General features: G+C 70.5%; 13 protein-coding genes. 10 read left to right on the plus strand and 3 right to left on the minus strand.

The features are described from left to right. Positions 1–99: 99 nt before the first annotated feature. The 6 genes from AKJ08_RS04540 to AKJ08_RS04565 all read left to right on the plus strand — a co-directional run bounded on the left by AKJ08_RS04540 (position 100) and on the right by AKJ08_RS04565 (position 7,283). On the plus strand, positions 100–888 hold the full coding sequence (locus AKJ08_RS04540; RefSeq protein ID WP_050724978.1) for a peptidoglycan DD-metalloendopeptidase family protein: 789 nt from the start codon (positions 100–102) through the stop codon (positions 886–888). A 206-nt stretch (positions 889–1,094) separates the two neighbouring features. Next, entirely contained in the window at positions 1,095–1,745 is a 651-nt protein-coding gene (locus tag AKJ08_RS04545; RefSeq protein ID WP_050724979.1) for a site-2 protease family protein, read from the plus strand. Between the two features lie 12 nt (positions 1,746–1,757). Then, on the plus strand, positions 1,758–2,621 hold the full coding sequence (locus tag AKJ08_RS04550) for a segregation and condensation protein A (protein ID WP_240475432.1): 864 nt from the start codon (positions 1,758–1,760) through the stop codon (positions 2,619–2,621). A 159-nt stretch (positions 2,622–2,780) separates the two neighbouring features. Beyond that, positions 2,781–4,112, plus strand: a complete 1,332-nt coding sequence (gene scpB, locus AKJ08_RS04555) for an SMC-Scp complex subunit ScpB (RefSeq protein WP_050724980.1) — start codon at positions 2,781–2,783, stop codon at positions 4,110–4,112. A gap of 104 nt (positions 4,113–4,216) precedes the next feature. After that, on the plus strand, positions 4,217–5,542 hold the full coding sequence (locus tag AKJ08_RS04560) for a pseudouridine synthase (RefSeq protein ID WP_082342687.1): 1,326 nt from the start codon (positions 4,217–4,219) through the stop codon (positions 5,540–5,542). A 76-nt stretch (positions 5,543–5,618) separates the two neighbouring features. Beyond that, positions 5,619–7,283 carry a HEAT repeat domain-containing protein gene (locus AKJ08_RS04565; RefSeq protein ID WP_050724981.1) on the plus strand — a complete coding sequence of 555 codons (1,665 nt, stop codon included), beginning with the start codon at positions 5,619–5,621 and terminating at the stop codon, positions 7,281–7,283. Positions 7,284–7,439: 156 nt separating this feature from the next. Here AKJ08_RS04565 and AKJ08_RS04570 read toward each other — a convergent pair whose 3' ends face one another. Then, entirely contained in the window at positions 7,440–8,603 is a 1,164-nt protein-coding gene (locus AKJ08_RS04570) for a metallophosphoesterase family protein (RefSeq protein ID WP_050724982.1), read from the minus strand. Between the two features lie 460 nt (positions 8,604–9,063). Between AKJ08_RS04570 and AKJ08_RS19675 the strand changes: the two genes are divergently transcribed. After that, positions 9,064–9,240, plus strand: a complete 177-nt coding sequence (locus tag AKJ08_RS19675; protein ID WP_169788743.1) for a hypothetical protein — start codon at positions 9,064–9,066, stop codon at positions 9,238–9,240. A 172-nt stretch (positions 9,241–9,412) separates the two neighbouring features. Next, entirely contained in the window at positions 9,413–10,702 is a 1,290-nt protein-coding gene (gene eno, locus AKJ08_RS04580) for a phosphopyruvate hydratase (RefSeq protein ID WP_050724984.1), read from the plus strand. Between the two features lie 173 nt (positions 10,703–10,875). Here the strand turns inward: eno and rpoH are convergent, their stop codons facing one another. Beyond that, positions 10,876–11,784, minus strand: coding sequence for an RNA polymerase sigma factor RpoH (gene rpoH / locus AKJ08_RS04585; protein WP_050724985.1), 909 nt, complete (start codon positions 11,782–11,784; stop codon positions 10,876–10,878). Between the two features lie 290 nt (positions 11,785–12,074). Next, entirely contained in the window at positions 12,075–13,337 is a 1,263-nt protein-coding gene (locus AKJ08_RS20610) for a CBS domain-containing protein (protein WP_157370467.1), read from the minus strand. 230 nt (positions 13,338–13,567) lie between these two features. On the opposite strand from AKJ08_RS20610, the gene AKJ08_RS04595 reads away from it, so the two are divergent. Next, a complete protein-coding gene (locus AKJ08_RS04595; protein ID WP_050724987.1) occupies positions 13,568–15,433 on the plus strand; it encodes a chorismate-binding protein in 1,866 nt (621 codons plus the stop codon). After that, positions 15,430–16,155 (plus strand): aminotransferase class IV, encoded by a 726-nt coding sequence (locus AKJ08_RS04600; protein WP_205624768.1) that lies wholly within the window; start codon positions 15,430–15,432, stop codon positions 16,153–16,155. The genes AKJ08_RS04595 and AKJ08_RS04600 overlap by 4 nt, the downstream gene beginning before the upstream one ends. Positions 16,156–16,181 lie beyond the last annotated feature (26 nt).

Raw genomic sequence — 16,181 nt, forward strand, 5'->3', positions numbered from 1 at the left:
TTTTCGGGGTCTCCCAACGTCCTTCGTCCCGAATTAGTCCAGAGGCTCCTGGATTTGATTTCTTGACGCATCCGCCCCGTCCGGCCAAGGTCGGCGGCCATGGTGGGAGATCTGCCTCCCAGGATCGGTCCACTCCTCCTGCTGCTCGCGCTCGTCGCGGGTTGTGCCGCTCCCCGTGCATCCTGGCGCCAGGGCGAGACCCCGGAGGCAACGGAACCGCCGGCGCCGATCGATCTCGACGAGGGAGGCGGCCACGCCGAGCGAGGCCCCGTCCACGTGGTCGCCCCCGGCGAGAACCTCTACCGGATCGCCCTCCGCTACGGCGTGGACATGGATGAGCTCGCCGATCTCAACGAGATCAGCGACCCCAGGAGCCTCTCCGTGGGGCGGGAGCTGCGGCTCCCCGCGAAGGACCGCAAGGGCGCCCCGTCGGAGTCGGCCGCTTCCACCGCATCCGCGGAGTCCAGGTCGCCCCAGGGGCGCCAGACCATTTCGAAGCAGCCTCCGCTCTCCGGGACCCCTCTCCTGGATTGGCCCGTGAAGGGCGTGCTCTTCAGCCGCTTCGGCAAGCGGGGCGCCACCCGCCACGACGGTATCGACATCGCAGCGCCGGAGGGGACGGCGATCCTCGCGGCGGCGGACGGCGACGTGATCTACGCAGGCGTGCAGCGCGGTTACGGGCGGCTCGTGATCCTCCGACACGAGGACGGTCTCGTGACCATCTACGCGCACAACCGCGAGAACCTCGTCCGGGACGGGATGAAGGTCCGCCGCGGCCAGCCCATCGGAAAGGTGGGGCGAACCGGGCGCGCCAGCGGGCCTCATTGTCACTTCGAGGTCCGCCGGGGGACCACGCCCATGGAGCCCCTGGACTTCCTCCCGCCCTGATGCCCGTTCTTTCGCTCTTGCGGAGCCGAAGGCGGAGCAACGGAAAAAGTGCGTTCGCGCGAAGCGCGGCTGAAGAATTCGGGCCCGCTTCTGCGGGACCGAATTCTTCATACGCTCATGGCCGTTTGACGACCGCCTATCCCCTTGGTAGGCATGCCGCCCGGCCAGAGGGACGATCGACGTCCCGCCGCCGGTTCTCCTCCACCGTGGACCATCTCCTTCAAAGCGCGATCATCTGGTTCGTGCCGGTGCTCCTCTCGCTCACCGTGCACGAGTGGGCCCACGCCGCCTCCGCGAACGCCCTCGGCGACGATACGGCGGCGCGGATGGGCCGGCTCACCCTGAACCCGATCGCCCACATCGACCCGTTCGGCACGGTCCTGCTGCCGATGATCCAGCTCCTGTCCACGGGGACGGTGATGTTCGCGTGGGCGAAGCCGGTTCCGGTGAACCCGCTCCAGTTCACGCGGAAGGTCACGATGCGGACCGGCGACGTCCTCGTCTCCGCGGCCGGCCCCGCCTCCAACCTCGCGATCGCCCTCGGCGCTGCCATAGGCCTGGGCCTCCTGGTCCGCTTCGACTGGGTGAACGAGCCGGTGGTCTTCCTGCTCCAGTCGCTCTTCGGCCTGAACATCGCTCTGGCGGTCTTCAACCTCCTCCCCGTGCCCCCTCTCGACGGCAGCCACGTGCTGCGCGGCCTCCTGCCCCGGCGCTTGTCCATGGCCTACGAGCGCGTTTTCCCGTACGCTCCCATGCTGCTCATGGGGGTGATCTTCTTCGGTCGCGGCCTCATCCACTGGCCGATGGGGATCCTCCACGGATGGCTCTGGCGGCTCACCGCGCTGGTAGCGGGCTAGCACGAGGGCGTCGTGGAAGAGGCAGTCGCTCCAAAGCGCGGAAGAGGGGCCAAGGCCGCTGCGAACGCGGTGGACGGGGCCGATCCGTCTGCGGAGTTCGTCGCCGCGTCCCGCGCCTTCACCCTGAAGCTCCCCAGCTTCGAGGGGCCGCTCGACCTCCTGCTCCACCTGATCCGGGAGCACAAGCTCGACGTCTTCGACATCCCCATCGCGTTCGTCACCGAGGAGTACCTCAAGTATCTGACCCAGATGCGGGAGCTCAACCTGGACATCGCCGGGGAGTTCCTCGTGATGGCGGCGACCCTCGCGCACATCAAGAGCCGGCTCCTGCTCCCGAAGCCCGAGACTCCGACGGAGGAGGGCGAGGAGGATCCTGGCGATCCGAGGGCCGATCTGGTGAGGCGGCTCCTCGAGTACCAGAAGTACCGCGCCGCCGCCGAGGACCTGGCCCGGCAGGATCTCCTGGGCCGGAACGTCTTCACCCGACAGGTCAGGCCGGAGGCGGTGGAGGTTCCGGAGGGCGAGCTGGGCCTGCGCGAGGTCTCGGTCATCAAGCTGATCGAGGCCCTCGACCGGGTGCTGAAGAACCTCAAGCCCGAGAAGCAGCACCAGGTCACGCTGGAGCGGGTCTCGATCGGCGACGCAATCGGTCGGCTGGCCGATCTTCTTCGCGACCGGGAGCAGATCCAGTTCTTCGAGCTCTTCGACGGGATGACCGAGCGGCACCAGGTGATCGCCACCTTCCTCGGCCTCCTCGAGATGGTCCGGCTCAAGCTCGTCCGCGTGATCCAGGAGGATCGCGAAGGCGACATCGCGATCGTCCGGACCGGCGCCCTGGGCGACGAGGGGATCGACGTCCGCGACGACTTCCGGTAGAGGTCCCCCGCGCTCGGAGAGTCGGCCGAGAATCGGCGCCAGACGCCTCCGGCCTCTGGTAGTTTCCACCGGCGAACCATCGAGACGCCCGGAGGTCACCGGGCCCGCGGACGAGAGACCGCGGAAGTGTCCACCGGGCACGAGAGGGGAGGCCCTGCCTTGATCGACGATCGAACCACGCGGAAGGTGCGGGACGAGTCCCTCCTGGGCGATCCCGGTGTCGAGCCAGGCGTCGAGCCCGTCGATCAGCCGGCCGCCGCGCCCTACACCGACGAGGACGCCGCCGCCGTGGTGGACGCGGCCGCCGAGGCGGCAGCGGCGGCCGAGCTCGCCGAGAGCCTGCTCGCGGACGTCGAAGCCGACGCGTCGGCGGCGGGAAAGGCCCAGGCCGTCCCCGAGGAATCCCAGGACGAGCTGGCGACCCCTGCGGAGCTCGAGGCCGAGGCGGAGCGCCTCTTCGCCGAGGCCGATCGCCTCGCCGAGGGTCTCGGCGGCCTCGAGGGCCTCGAAGGAATCGAAGGAATCGAGCCCGTCGAAGGCCTCGACGCGAACGAGATCGCAGAGGCGCTGGCCAGCTCAGAGGGGGAGGCCACGCCGGAGGAGCAGGCGCTCGCGCAGGTGGAGGAGGAGGCCGATCCGGACGGCGAGCTCGCGCCAGCGGACATCGAGGAGGTCGAGGACGACGGCGGCTCCCTGGAGAAGCTCGCCGCCAAGGCCCGCAGGCTCAGCGACGATCAGGCGCGGAACGCGATCCACTCGCTCCTCTTCGTTTCAGACAAGCCCATGGCGGTCGAGCAGCTCCGAGCCGCCACCGGCCTGGAACCGCGGCGGATCCGCGAGAGCCTCGAGGCCCTCGCCGGCACGCTGCGGGAGGGGATCTCCGGCGTGATCCTCTCCGAGGTCTCGGGCGGCTGGCAGCTCCGTACCGCTCCCGAGTCGGCCGACTTCGTCCGGCGCTTCCTCCAGATCAAGCCGAGGCGTCTCACCCGCGCAGCCCTCGAGACGCTGGCCATCGTGGCCTACCGCCAGCCCGTCACCCGGCCCGAGATCGAAGAGATCCGCGGCGTCGACTGCGGCGCGGTGGTCAAGGCCCTGCTCGACTGGAAGCTCCTCAAGATCCTCGGGAAGAAGGACGAGGTCGGCAGACCGCTCCTGTACGGAACGTCTCGGGAGTTCCTGGAGTTCTTCCAGATCAAGGACCTCGGCTCCCTTCCGACGCTTCGGGAGTTCCACGAGCTCAACGAGGAGAGCCGGCAGATCGTGCAGGAGGAGCTCGGCGAAGAGGCCGTTGCGGAGATCCCGGGCATCGTGGCCGAGCTGGCGGACCCTGCGTTCCTCGAGGCGGAGAAGGAGCGCGTGGCCAAGAGCGAGGCCGCCCTGGCCGATCTGGAGCAGGCCATGGCCGACGCGGAGGCGCGTTCGACCGAGGTGGCCGAGACCCTCGCGCCGCCCAAGGCCGCCGACGGCGGAACGGCGGACGAGCCCACGTAGTTTTCAAGCGCGCGAGCCTGTTGTAGGAACGGCGCGCTTTCGCGCTGCCAGGAGACGGCGTTGCTGAAACGCTCTCCCGGGTGCGAGCAGAGAAGAGGATTGAGATGGCTGAAGAGCGGCTGCAGAAAATTTTGTCGCGGGCGGGTGTCGCGTCGCGGCGCGCGGCCGAGGAGCTGATCCTGGACGGGCGGGTCCAGGTGAACGGCGAGACGATTCGGGAGCTCGGCACCCGCGCCGACCCGGCCAAGGACGTGATCCGGGTCGACAAGGCCGTGATCGCAGAGCCGGACGACCTGGTCCACTTCGTCCTCTACAAGCCGGAGCGCGTGGTCACGACCCTCTCCGACCCGGAGGGGCGCACGTCGGTCGGCGATCTCCTCCGGCGGGCCAAGGCGCGGGTCTACCCCGTTGGGCGGCTGGACTACGACGCCGAGGGCACCTTGCTCCTCACCAACGACGGGGAGCTGGCACACAAGCTCACCCACCCTCGCTGGGGCGCAAAGCGCACCTACCTCGCCAAGGTCAAGGGCGAGCCCGCCGAGGCGGTCCTCCAGCAGATGCGCGACGGAGTTCGCCTCGAGGACGGGATGGCGCGGGCCCTGGAGGCCACCTTCGAGAAGCGGACCCCGCGGAACACGTGGATCCGGCTTGTGCTCGTCGAGGGGCGTCATCACCTCGTGAAGCGGCTCTGCGAGGCCGTGGGGCATCCGGTGGTGCGCCTCTTCCGCAGCGACTACGCCGGCGTCGGGGTGCAGGGCATGCAGCCCGGCGAGCTCCGCCCGCTCACGACCCAGGAGCTAAACGGTCTGAGGCGCGCGGTCGCCGAGGAGGCGCCGTTGCCCGCGGGTGGCAGGCCCCGCCGTCGCACGGCCCGCACCCAGGTCGCGGTCCGCGATCCGATCTACGGTGTCGCCCGGCCGGGGGCCTCGTCTCCCCAGCCCAGGCGCTCCACCAGCCGGGCGGCTCCTGCCGGGCCGCGTGGGTCCTTTGCCCCCTCGGGCCGAGCGGCTCCTGCCGGGCCGCGTGGGTCCTTTGCCCCGTCGGGCCGGGCGGCTCCTGCCGGGCCGCGTGGGTCCTTTGCCCCGTCGGGCCGACCGGCTCCTGCCGGGCCGCGTGGGTCCTTTGCTCCGTCGGGCCGAGCGGCTCCTGCCGGGCCGCGTGGGTCCTTCGCCCCGTCGGGCCGAGCGGCGCTTGTCGGGCCGCGTGGGTCCTTTGCCCCGTCGGGCCGAGCGGCTCCTGCCGGACCGCGTGAGTCCGCTGCTCCGTCGAGCCGTGGGGCTCCCTCTGGGGGGCGCGGATTTGGTGCCACGGCCAAGCCCACCGGCTTCCGGGCGGGCCCGGGGAGGGCGCCCTCGGCTTCCGGGCGCAAACCGTCCGCCGGCAAGCCGTCCTCGTCCGCGCGCGGACCGCGAGCGCCTCGAGGACGCTGAAACCCACGGCGAGCGGCAGGGCGGAAGCGCTTCCGCGTTTGACCTACGGTGAAGTGGGGACATAGATTTCCACTTCGTGCATCTTTTCGAGAAGCCACGGCCGGGATTCGCCGGCGCACTCGTCGCCACGCTGGCGATCGCGTTCTCCCCGGGGTGCAGCCGGGATCGCGCCCGCATGCTGTCCGACCTCGAATCTCCCATGGTCAAGGTGCGGGTCGAAGCGCTCGATCTCCTGGCCGAGCGCGGAACCGAGGCGGACCTCCCCGCCCTCGGCAAGGCGGCCCGCGACCCGGCGCCCGAGGTCCGCAGGGCCGCGGCTCTCGCGATCGGCCGCCGGCAGGCGTCGGCCGCGAGCGATCTCCTCGGAGAGCTGTTGGCCGATCCCGACGGCACCGTGCAGGCGATGGCCGTTGCGGGCCTCGCCAGGGCAAAGGGGCCCAAGGCCCGCGCCCACCTCCTGGCCGCCTACGGACGCCGTCCTCCCGAGGTTCGCGCCGCGATCCTGGCTGCCCTCGAAGGCAAGGGAATGTCCGCTGCCGAAGTGATCCACGCCGAGGCGGAGCGGATCTGGTCCCGGAACTTCGAGGCCCTCAGGCGCGGCGGTCCCGGGGAGCGGGTAGGCGCTGCCGAAGAGCTCGGCCGGTCCGGCCGGCCGGCGGTGGTGCGGCTCCTCGGCCCGATCCTCGCCGACGACTCCGCGATGGTCGCCGCCGGGGCCGCCCGTGGCCTCGGCATGGCCGGCGATCCGGCAGCGGTCCCGCTCCTCCTCGCCCTCCTTCAGGATCAATCGCCGCCGGTGCGGGAGTCGGCCGTGAGCGCTCTCGGGAGGCTGGCGGATCCTGCGGCCCTGGAGGCCCTCGCCGAGCTGGCGCGCTCCCGGACGCACATCGCCTCGGTCGCCTCCCAGGCGCTGGTTCGAATCCCCGGCTCGGGCGACTCCTCCTGCGCCGCGGCCCTCGTCTCCTCGAGTCCCGAAGACGCAGCGCTCCTCGCCTCCCATGCCCGCGCCGAGGGCGCGGTGTGCGACCCGGCGCCCCTCGCCGTCGTGATCGCGAAGGGTGGGGCCGCGGCCGTGCCCGCGATCGCGGTCGCGCGGGAGCTCGGGGCGAGGCAGCTCGTGCCGTCGATCCTCGCGCTCGCCCAGGACGGGAAGGAAGACCTTCCGACCCGCCTGGCCGCAATCGAGGGGGTGGGCGCCCTGGGCGACGAAAAGGACCGCCAGGCGCTGCGCCCGATCGCTGCGGCCGAAGTCGACGTGGCGCCGGGCGAAGGGGTCGATCCCTCCCCGGCGGCGGGGGACGACGGCTCCGCTCCGACGGGCGGCGGCGCTGCAGGTGTGGTCCCGGTCGACGGACGGCTGGACGACCTTCTTCGGAAGGTCGGGGCGAATCGGAGCGCCGCAGCACAGGAGCGTGGGGACGACGGATCCGCTGCAGCGGAGCTTCGCTCGGCCGGAGAGCGGCTGCGCGCCGCAGCGCTCCGCGCGATCGAGGGAGCGCCGGGCACCACCCCGGCGCGCGTCTCCCAGGCTGCGACTCAGCCTGCCAACGCGCGCGCCCGGCTCTTCGATGAACGGCCCGAGGCTCGGAGCGGCGCGGCTCGGCGGCTGGCGGAGACGCCGGATCAGGAGGCCCGCCGGATGCTCGCCGCCCTCGCTGCGGAGGACTACTACCGCGAGGTTCGCGTGGCGGCTGCCGCCGCCCTCGAGAAGCTCGGGCCGGAGCCGGCGGCCGCACCCTGATCGAAGCCTCGTGGTCCGGTGCCGACCGAATGGGGGCGCGGAACCGCGCCGTGTGAGCGCCGCAGCCCGATCTCAAAAAAAGCGCCGGACCCTAGGGATCCGGCGCTTCGTTGCGTTCCAGGAACGCCTTTGCGGGCCCAGCTCGGCCCGTGCGCGCTACTCGGCCTGGGCCGAGGGGGCGCTCGCCGGGATCAGCTTCGCGGCCTGGGCCTTCTCCGCGTCGGTGAGCTTGGCGGCGCGGAAGATCCTGTAGCTGGCCTGCTTTCCCTGGATCGTGAGCACGGCCGCCGAGCCGGTGCTGGTGGAGCTGTCGTTCATCGTCCACTCGATGGAGTCGGCGGCGCCGGGGTTGAGGTAGAGGGTCGGGCTGGCCGCGCCCTCGGCGACGACGGTCTTGCCGGCCAGGTCGGCGATCGCAGTGCCACCGGCCTCCTTCACGTTGGCGAAGATGCCGAAGGGGATCGACGCCTGCCCGATCACCTCGTTGAGGTTCGCATCGCCGATGTGCTCCTTGTCCGGCGCGATCACGTCGAGCGCGTGCTCGGTCTCGCCCTTCGGCTGGCCGTGGGCCACGAGGAGCACGGGATCGTTCGCCTCCGCGGCGAGCTTCGCGAGGGCCGCCACATCGCGCTTGAAGTACTGGCAGCCCGCGGCTCCCTCCTGATGGATGTAGCGGGGGTCGTGGTAGCCGGGGAGGGTGACGAGGTCCACGCCGTGGAGGTCCACGTACCGGACGCGGTTTCCGTTCAGCACGTTCGGGTGGTTCTTGTGCACGGCGTTCATCGCGTCCGTGAAGTCGGTGGTGCGCTCGCGATTTCCCGCGATGACGAGCACGGGAAGGCCGCTGTCGGCCACCGCGGCGAGCACGGTCTCGATGGTGGCGCGATCCTCGCCGCTGTAGCCCGCGACGACGATCATCTCGGCGCCGGCGTCCTTGAAGAAGGCGAGGTAGCGCTTCACGTTGAAGAGGTTCTCACCCGAGGCCTCGTTCAGGTTCGCGAGGACGCCGATGGTCCGCTTCGGTTCCGCCTCGCGGTCGCCCTTTACGGTGAGCTTGTATCCGTTCCGCTCGTAGGACTTGCCGGCGATGGTGACGACCTCCGGCACACCGGTGTCGATCGGTCCGACGCAATCGGGCGAGCTCACGCCTTGTGCGCTGGGCGTGGACGCGTCGGCGCGCTTCTCGGCGGCCGCCTTCGCTGCGGCCTCGGCGGTGTTCGAGGCCGCCGGAGCGGGCGCCTCGGGAGCCTTGCTCTCTTTGCAGCCAGTGAGCAGGGAGGCCGTGATTCCGCACACGACCGGGAGCACACGCAGGTTCATTTGCAACCCCTTGAAAAGGAAGGAAGTTCGGGAATCGGAACGGCCCGGAGTATAGGAGCGCCCCCGCTCGGGGAGCAAGCGGGCTTTCCGCTGGCCGGCAGGCCGCGCAACCGACGGGGAGGCGGGCCCCGGAGCGCCCGCAAGTCCGTGGGATTCTTGACATCTTTTGGCGAGCTGATGTCAGATCGCTCCCAGGGAAGGCGTCGAGGAGCGGCTGGCGCAACTCGGCCCGAACCCTGACATCGAAGTCGTAGGTAGCGGCAGGTCGGCAGGCTGCTCAGGGCGTTTTCGGTGGGCAGAAACGCCTCGTCCGGGCAGTTCGACGAGGTGGCAGCAGAGACGGTGAGGCTGGCTTGGAGTTTGCAGCCTTTGGACAACGACGGTCGGGTTGGCGGTAGTCTGGAGTGGGCCGGGGAAGGTCGCAGTTCCAATGGACGAAGGCTGGCCGAAGGAGGGTCGAATGCTCGACGCCTTCATCATCGAAGAGATCAAGCGCCGTGAACGGGAAGAACGCCTCGGGGACGAGGCCCGCCCGGTGATCCAGCTCCCAATCCCGATTCCGGAGGGGCCCTATCTCCCCGCCGGTGAGAGGGAGGAGAGCGAGCCGCAGCGCGGTGTCATCGTCATCGACCTCTGACCCTTCGCGAGCTCCGCGTATCGAAACGCGCCGCCCGCCGATCCCCATCTTGGGGTTCGGTCGGCGGCGCGCGGCGTTTCCGGGTCGGGTAGGGGCGGGTAGGGCCTTGCCTGCCTGCCCGCCGCTGGCTATGTTCGCGCCCTTTTTTCCGAGCCCGAAGGAGGGGCGGCGTATGATCGAGATCGTCAGCGTCCACGCGCGAGAGATTCTGGACAGCCGGGGCAACCCGACGGTGGAGGTCGACGTCGAGCTCTCGACCGGCGATCGCGGCCGCGCCGCGGTTCCCTCGGGTGCGTCGACCGGCGAGCACGAGGCCCTCGAGCTCCGCGACCGCGATGCCGGCCGGTACCTGGGCAAGGGCGTCTCCAAGGCCGTCGCCAACGTGAACGAGCGGATCGCGCCGGTGCTCCTCGGCGTCGACGCCGAAGACCAGTTCGCGGTCGACGAGGCGATGCTCGCCCTCGACGGGACGCCCACCAAGAGCACGCTCGGCGCGAACGCGATCCTGGGCGTCTCGCTGGCCACCGCGCGCGCCGCCGCCCTGGCGACGGGCATGCCGCTCTACCGCTACGTGGGTGGCGTGCAGGCGAGGACCCTCCCGGTCCCGCTGATGAACATCCTCAACGGTGGGGCCCACGCCGACACCAGCGTCGACGTGCAGGAGTTCATGGTCATGCCGGTCGGCGCTCCCTCCTTCCGCGAGGGACTGCGCTGGGGCGCCGAGATCTTCCACGCCCTGAAGACGGTGCTCAAGAGCCGCAAGCTCGCCACCGGCGTCGGCGACGAGGGCGGCTACGCGCCGGACCTCCCCTCCAACGAGGAGGCGCTCGTGGTCGTGAGCGAGGCGGTCGAGAAGGCCGGCTTCAAGCTGGGCGACGAGATCGTGCTCGCCCTGGACGTCGCCGCGAGCGAGCTCTACGACGCGAAGACGGGCACCTACAAGCTGGCCGGCGAGGGCCGGGAGCTCGACCGCGCGGGCCTCGTGGACTGGTACGCCGGTCTCTGCTCCCGCTACCCGATCGCCTCGATCGAGGACGGCTGCGACGAGGACGACTGGGAGGGCTGGAAGCTCCTCACCGACCGGCTCGGGGAGAGCGTGCAGCTCGTCGGCGACGACCTCTTTGTGACCAACGTCGAGCGGCTCCGCCGCGGGATCGACGCAGGCGTGGCGAACTCGCTGCTCGTGAAGGTGAACCAGATCGGCACCCTCACCGAGACGATCGACGCGGTCCGCACCGCTCATCGGTCGGGCTACACCAGCGTGATGAGCCACCGCTCCGGCGAGACCGAGGACACCACCATCGCGGATCTCGCCGTGGCCCTCGACTGCGGGATGATCAAGACCGGTTCCGCCAGCCGCTCGGATCGGGTCGCCAAGTACAACCAGCTCCTCCGGATCGAGGAGGAGCTTGGCGCCGCGGCCCGCTACGCGGGACGTTCCTGCTTCCCCGGCAAGCGATAGCAGTCAGAGCTCGTGAAGAAATTCACGAGCTCTCGCGAGCCGGAGGCGAGCAAACGTAAAGAGGCGCCCTCGCGCACGCGGAGCCGTAGGCGGAGCAACGGTAAGGCGCTATCGCGCGTAGCGCGAGCTGAAGAAGTCGGGCCCGCTTCCGCGGGGCCGACTTCTTCACGCGCTCAGATTCCCGCCACCGACGCCGAGGTGATCGGCCCGACGCCCTCGGGCTCGATGTCGTCCATGAGCTCGACGAGCTCGTGCTTCAGCTTGTCCTTCGCCCGGATCTCGAGCTGGCGCGCCCGCTCCCGGGAGAAGCCGAAGTGCTCGCCGAGCTCCTTGAGCGTCATCGGCTTGTCGCTCATCACGCGCTTCTCGATGATGAAGCGCTCCCGCGGATCCAGGCGCATCAGCGCCTGCTCCACGCGGCTGGTGATGATCTCGCGCTCCTCCGCGTCGGCGAGCTCCGAGTCCTGGCCGGCCCCGGCAGCCGGCACGAAGTCCACGTGGGAGTTCCCGCCGTCCTCGCCCATCGGCGCGTCGAGGGAGAGGTCGCGGCCCTCCATGCGCTGGGTCATCTCCAGGACCTCGGTCGGCTTGACCCGGAGCTTCTTGGCGATCTTCCTGGCGTCCTGTGAGTCCTCGGTGCCCTGCAGCTTCTCGATCTCCCGCTTCGTGCGGGCGAGGGAGAAGAAGAGCTTCCTCTGGGCCTGGGTGGTCCCCAGTTTCACCAGCGACCAGGACTTCAGGATGTAGTTCTGGATGTAGGCGCGGATCCACCACACCGCGTACGAGATCAGCCGGATCCCCTTGTCGGGATCGAACTTCTGCACGGCCTTCATGAGGCCGATGTTCCCCTCCTGGATCAGGTCCGCCATCTTGATCCCGTAGGACCGGTACTCGTACGAGACCTTGACCACGAAGCGGAGGTTGGCGGTCACCAGGCGATCCGCCGACCGTTCGTCGTTCTCGCTCCGGTACTTGCGGGCCAGCGCCTGCTCTTCCTCCTGGGTGAGGAGCGGGTACTGGTTGATCTCCGAGAGGTACATCGCGAGGGAACCCGCGGATGCCGGGAGGGTCGAGAGTCGCATGAGGTTTCTCCGTTCGAGTCCGGTTGCCTGTCTCGTTCCGCTTCGCGGGCGGTTGCCGAGCTGCGTTGCCTTTCTCCTGCGAATGGGGTGCCACGCCCATCTGCCTCCGACGCTCGGAAAGTCGCCTACATGCGTCGTCCGAGTCCTTACATGAGGGTTCCTCAACCGGTAAGGATTACAGCCCCCCGCTGCAAGGGCGCCAAAACGGGAAAGGTCGGGCTGAAAAAAATTCCGGGTCAGGATCAACGATCCCGACCCGGAACCCGGATTGCCGGAAAAATTTTCAGGCGCTACCAGCGGGACCAGAAGCTGCGCCGGCTCGCGATCTGCTCGAGGGCCTCCTGGAGGGCGTAGTCCATCTCTGCCTCCCGGGCGATATCGGTCATCGAGAGGATTCCCTGGAGGCGACCGTCCCTTCCCACCACGGGAAGCCGCCTGACGTTCTCCTCCCCCATGATCCGCACCGCGTCGAAGAGCCGATCCTCGGGGCTGGCCACCTGGACGTCGCTGGTCATCACCTCACGGCACTTCACCATGGACGGATCCCGGCCCTCGGCCAGGATGCGAACGGTGAGATCGCGGTCCGTGATCACCCCGAGGACCCTCCCGTCCAGCACCACGGGAACGATGCCGGCGTCCTGCTCCCGCATCATCCGCGCCGCGTCCCGCGCGGGATCCTCCGGCCGGACGATCTTCGGATCGCGGGACATCAGATCCCGCACCGTGGGACCCTCGTGCTCCCATCGTGACGGCCGAGTACCCCTCGCCCGCGCCTCCTTGAATTCCCGGAAGCCGTAGCCCGACGGGCGCACGCCCATCCGCTCCGACTCCCAGCCCGAGGAGAGGCCGACCGAGCCCAGCATGGAGCCCGTGCCGCTCAGGCCACCGGAGCTCCCGGCGGCGGGGTAGGAGCCCGCGGGCCCGGGGCCCATGCCGCCGTACGAGCCGCCGTATTCCCCGGCGCCGTAGCCGCCGTAGCCCCATCCCGGTGGAATCTCGCTCCCGCGGAACCACCTCGGTCGGTAGCCCCAGGGGCCCTCGGCGCGCCCCGCGTATCGACCTGCCCAAGGGCCCTCGCCCTCGTAGCCGTACCGCCCGTAGGGCGCCGCGCCGTAGCCATAGCGACCGGCGGGACCGTAGCCGTGTCCCCATCGGCCCCGAGCGAACCACGGGCCCTCGCCTCCACCGCGACCCCTTCCGAAGCGCTCCCCCCAGGAGCCCTCGCCACGGCCGAAGCGCCTGCCGCCCGACGGGCCTTCGCCCTCGAAGCGGCCGTAGCCGTAGCGGGGAGGCCAGAAGCGGCCCCGCCACGGCGTCTCGGCCATCTCGTAGGGATCGTAGCCGCTCCACCTGCCCGGGCCCTCCCGCTCGAACCACGGGGGGCTCTCGCCTTCCTCGCCGTACCCCTCGTAGGCCCGGCGTTCGGACTCTCCCCACATGTGCCGGCGGTCGATCTGGTCCCGATCGGTCCTGCGATCCATGTCCCACCGGATCTGGTCGGGGCCCCAGCTCCGCCAGCCCGGGATCCCGCGCGCCATCTCCGGTTCGTTCATGTTCTCGTCCTGGTCGCGAGCGCTTCCGCGTCCATCTCCTCGCCTCTCGTCGTGACCCGCCATGGCTCCTCCTGGCTCCCGGGAGAAGCTAGCGATCGCCCGGCGGGCGTCGACCCGTGAAGTCTGCTTCCCGCCTCCCTCGTCGGGGGCTGGCCGGGGTGGTCGTCCTCCGTCACGGGGCTGGCCGGTTTCCTCGCGAGCATCGGGAGGAGTCGCGCTATCGTCCCGCCATGATCGACCTCTATTACGGCGCGCGCAGCGCCGGCCTGAGGCCGGCCCTCCTCGAGTCGGCGGGCCCCCTCGGCGGCCTCTCCCTCCTGGGCGTCTCGCCCACCCGGCGTGTGGAGGTCCGCGATGGCGCCACCTGGCTCGACGGCGAGCGGATCGGCGGCCCCATGGAGATCTTCCGGGTCCTCGAGACGGGCTTGGGCACGGGCTTCTTCCCGGCCTGGATCGGCTTCGCCTCCTACGAGCTGGCGCGCCACCTCGGCCAGCCCGCGGGCCCGTCCCTCCCGGGGCTGCCGGATGCCGTCTTCCACTACTACCCGAAGGGGATCGCCGTCCGTTCGGGTGAGACGTTGGAGAGCACCGAGGTCCCCGCACGGTCCTTCGAGCTTCCGCCGCTGCCGAGCCTCCGGCCGGCGAGCGATCTCCCCGAGTCGGCGTTCCTCGAAGGGGTCGAGCGGGTCCAGGAGCAAATCCGCGCCGGCGAGGTCTACCAGGTCAACCTCTCGCGCCGCTTCCACTTCCCCGCGCGGGGCGTGGATCCGCTCGCGCTCTACGCCCGGCTTCGCTCCATCAACCCGAGCCCCTTCATGGGCCTCGTAGAGGGAGACGGCTGGGCCATCGTGTCCGGGAGCCCCGAGCGGCTCTTCTCGAGGAGCCCACGAGGGGTCGACGGCACGTCGACGATCCGTGCAAGGCCCATCGCCGGCACGCGTCCCAGGGGCGCGAGCCCGGCGGAGGACGAGGCCCTCGAGGCGGAGCTGCGGTCGAACCCGAAGGAGCGCGCCGAGCACGTGATGCTCGTCGATCTGCTCCGCAATGACCTCGCTCGCGTCTGTGAGCCCGGCTCGGTGGCGCTGAGCGAGGCGTTCACCGTGGAGCGGTACTCCCACGTGATGCACCTGGTGTCCGAGGTCGAGGGGCGAAGCCGGGCGGGGCTCGGAGAGCTCTTCGCCTCCATCTTCCCCGGCGGATCGATCACGGGCGCGCCCAAGACCCGCGTCATGGAGGCGATCGCGGAGCTGGAGCCGGCGCCGCGCGGCTCGTACACCGGCTGCCTCGGCTACTCGTCGGGGGCCGGCGCCGATTTCAACATCCTGATCCGCAGCTTCACCGTGGCGGGGGACGAGGCGTACTTCTCCTGCGGCGGCGGGATCGTCATCGACAGCGATCCCGCCCGGGAGCTCGCCGAGACCGATACGAAGGCGGCGTCGCTCCTCGCCGCGCTGGAGCGCGGAAAAGAAGGCCGGGCGCCGGCGCCGCCACGGAAGGACGCCACCTGGGAGCCGCCGCGCTCGAGGCGCCCGTCCGACGCCCGCGTCCTCTTCGTCGAGAATCGGGACTCGTTCAGCTTCAACGTCGTCGACTACCTGCGCGCCAGCGGGGCGGAGGTCCGGGTCGTCGATCGGGACGAGGCGCCCGAGCTGGATTGGCCCACGCACGTGGTGGTCGGCCCGGGCCCCGGCGAGCCCGCCACGGCGGGGCGAACCCTCGAATGGATCGGCGCCTCCCTCGAGGCCGGGCTGCCTCTCCTGGGCGTCTGCCTGGGGCACCAGGCCCTGGGCGTCGCGCTGGGCGCGCGGCTGGGGAGGGCGTCGCGCCCCGTCCACGGCGTCGCCGAGCGCGTCGCGCACGCGGGCCGCGGGATCTTCGAGGCGCTCCCGTCGCCGGCTTCTTTCGCCCGGTATCACTCGTTGTCACTCCACGAGCTCCCGCCCGGTGTCGAGCTCGAGGCGTGGGCGGAGGACGGGAGCTGCATGGCGATCTCCGCCCGCGATCGGCGCGCATGGGGCGTGCAGTTTCACCCGGAGAGCATCTTGTCTACACACGGGATGGAGCTCCTCTCCGCGTTCCTGGAGCTGCGCGCGTGATCCGGCTGGTGAACGGAGAGCCGGCGCCGCTGGCCCTCGGGAGCTGGGCGCTCCACGGGTACACCGCGTTCACGGTGCTGCGGGTGGAGTCGGGCCTGCCCGTCCTCCTGGAGCGGCACCTCGAGAGGCTCCGGCGGCACGCGGGCGCCATCGGCCTGGCTTGGCCGGGTGACGAGGCAATCGAGGCCGATCTGCGGCGGCTGGTCACCCTCGGCCCGCGCCTCCTGGCCAGGCTCGCGGTGGGCGACGGAGCGAGGCTGGCGGAGGCGAGGCCACTCGTGCCTCCGAGCGCGGCCGACTACGACGCGGGTGTGAACGCGGTGTTCACTGGAATCCGCGTCCATCCGGACCTCGGCCGATGGAAGACCGGGAACTTCCTTCCCTGCCGCCTCGCGATGGAGGCGGCCCGCCGCGAGGGCGCCTTCGAGGGGCTCCTCGTCGATTCGGAAGGGCACGTGGTGGACGGCAGCCGGACCAGCCCGCTTTTGTATCGAAACGGTGTGCTCACCGTGCTCGAAGGCGGCCTCGAAGGGATCACCCGCGAGGAGGTCGCTGACGAGGCGGCCCGCATGGGGCTCGAGGTTCGCAGGGCCCCGATGAAGCGGGAGGCGCTCGACGGGCAGCTCCTCCTCGCCGGGACCGGCGTGGGGCTCGTCCCCGTCGGCCTGCCGATCGAGGAGCCCTTGCGCTCGCTGATCGCAAGGTTTCGCCTCGATCGCTAGGTGAGCCCCGCGGGGACCGTCGATAA

Origin of the sequence: Vulgatibacter incomptus, assembly GCF_001263175.1 — a bacterium.
In the GTDB taxonomy this organism is placed as follows: domain Bacteria; phylum Myxococcota; class Myxococcia; order Myxococcales; family Vulgatibacteraceae; genus Vulgatibacter; species Vulgatibacter incomptus.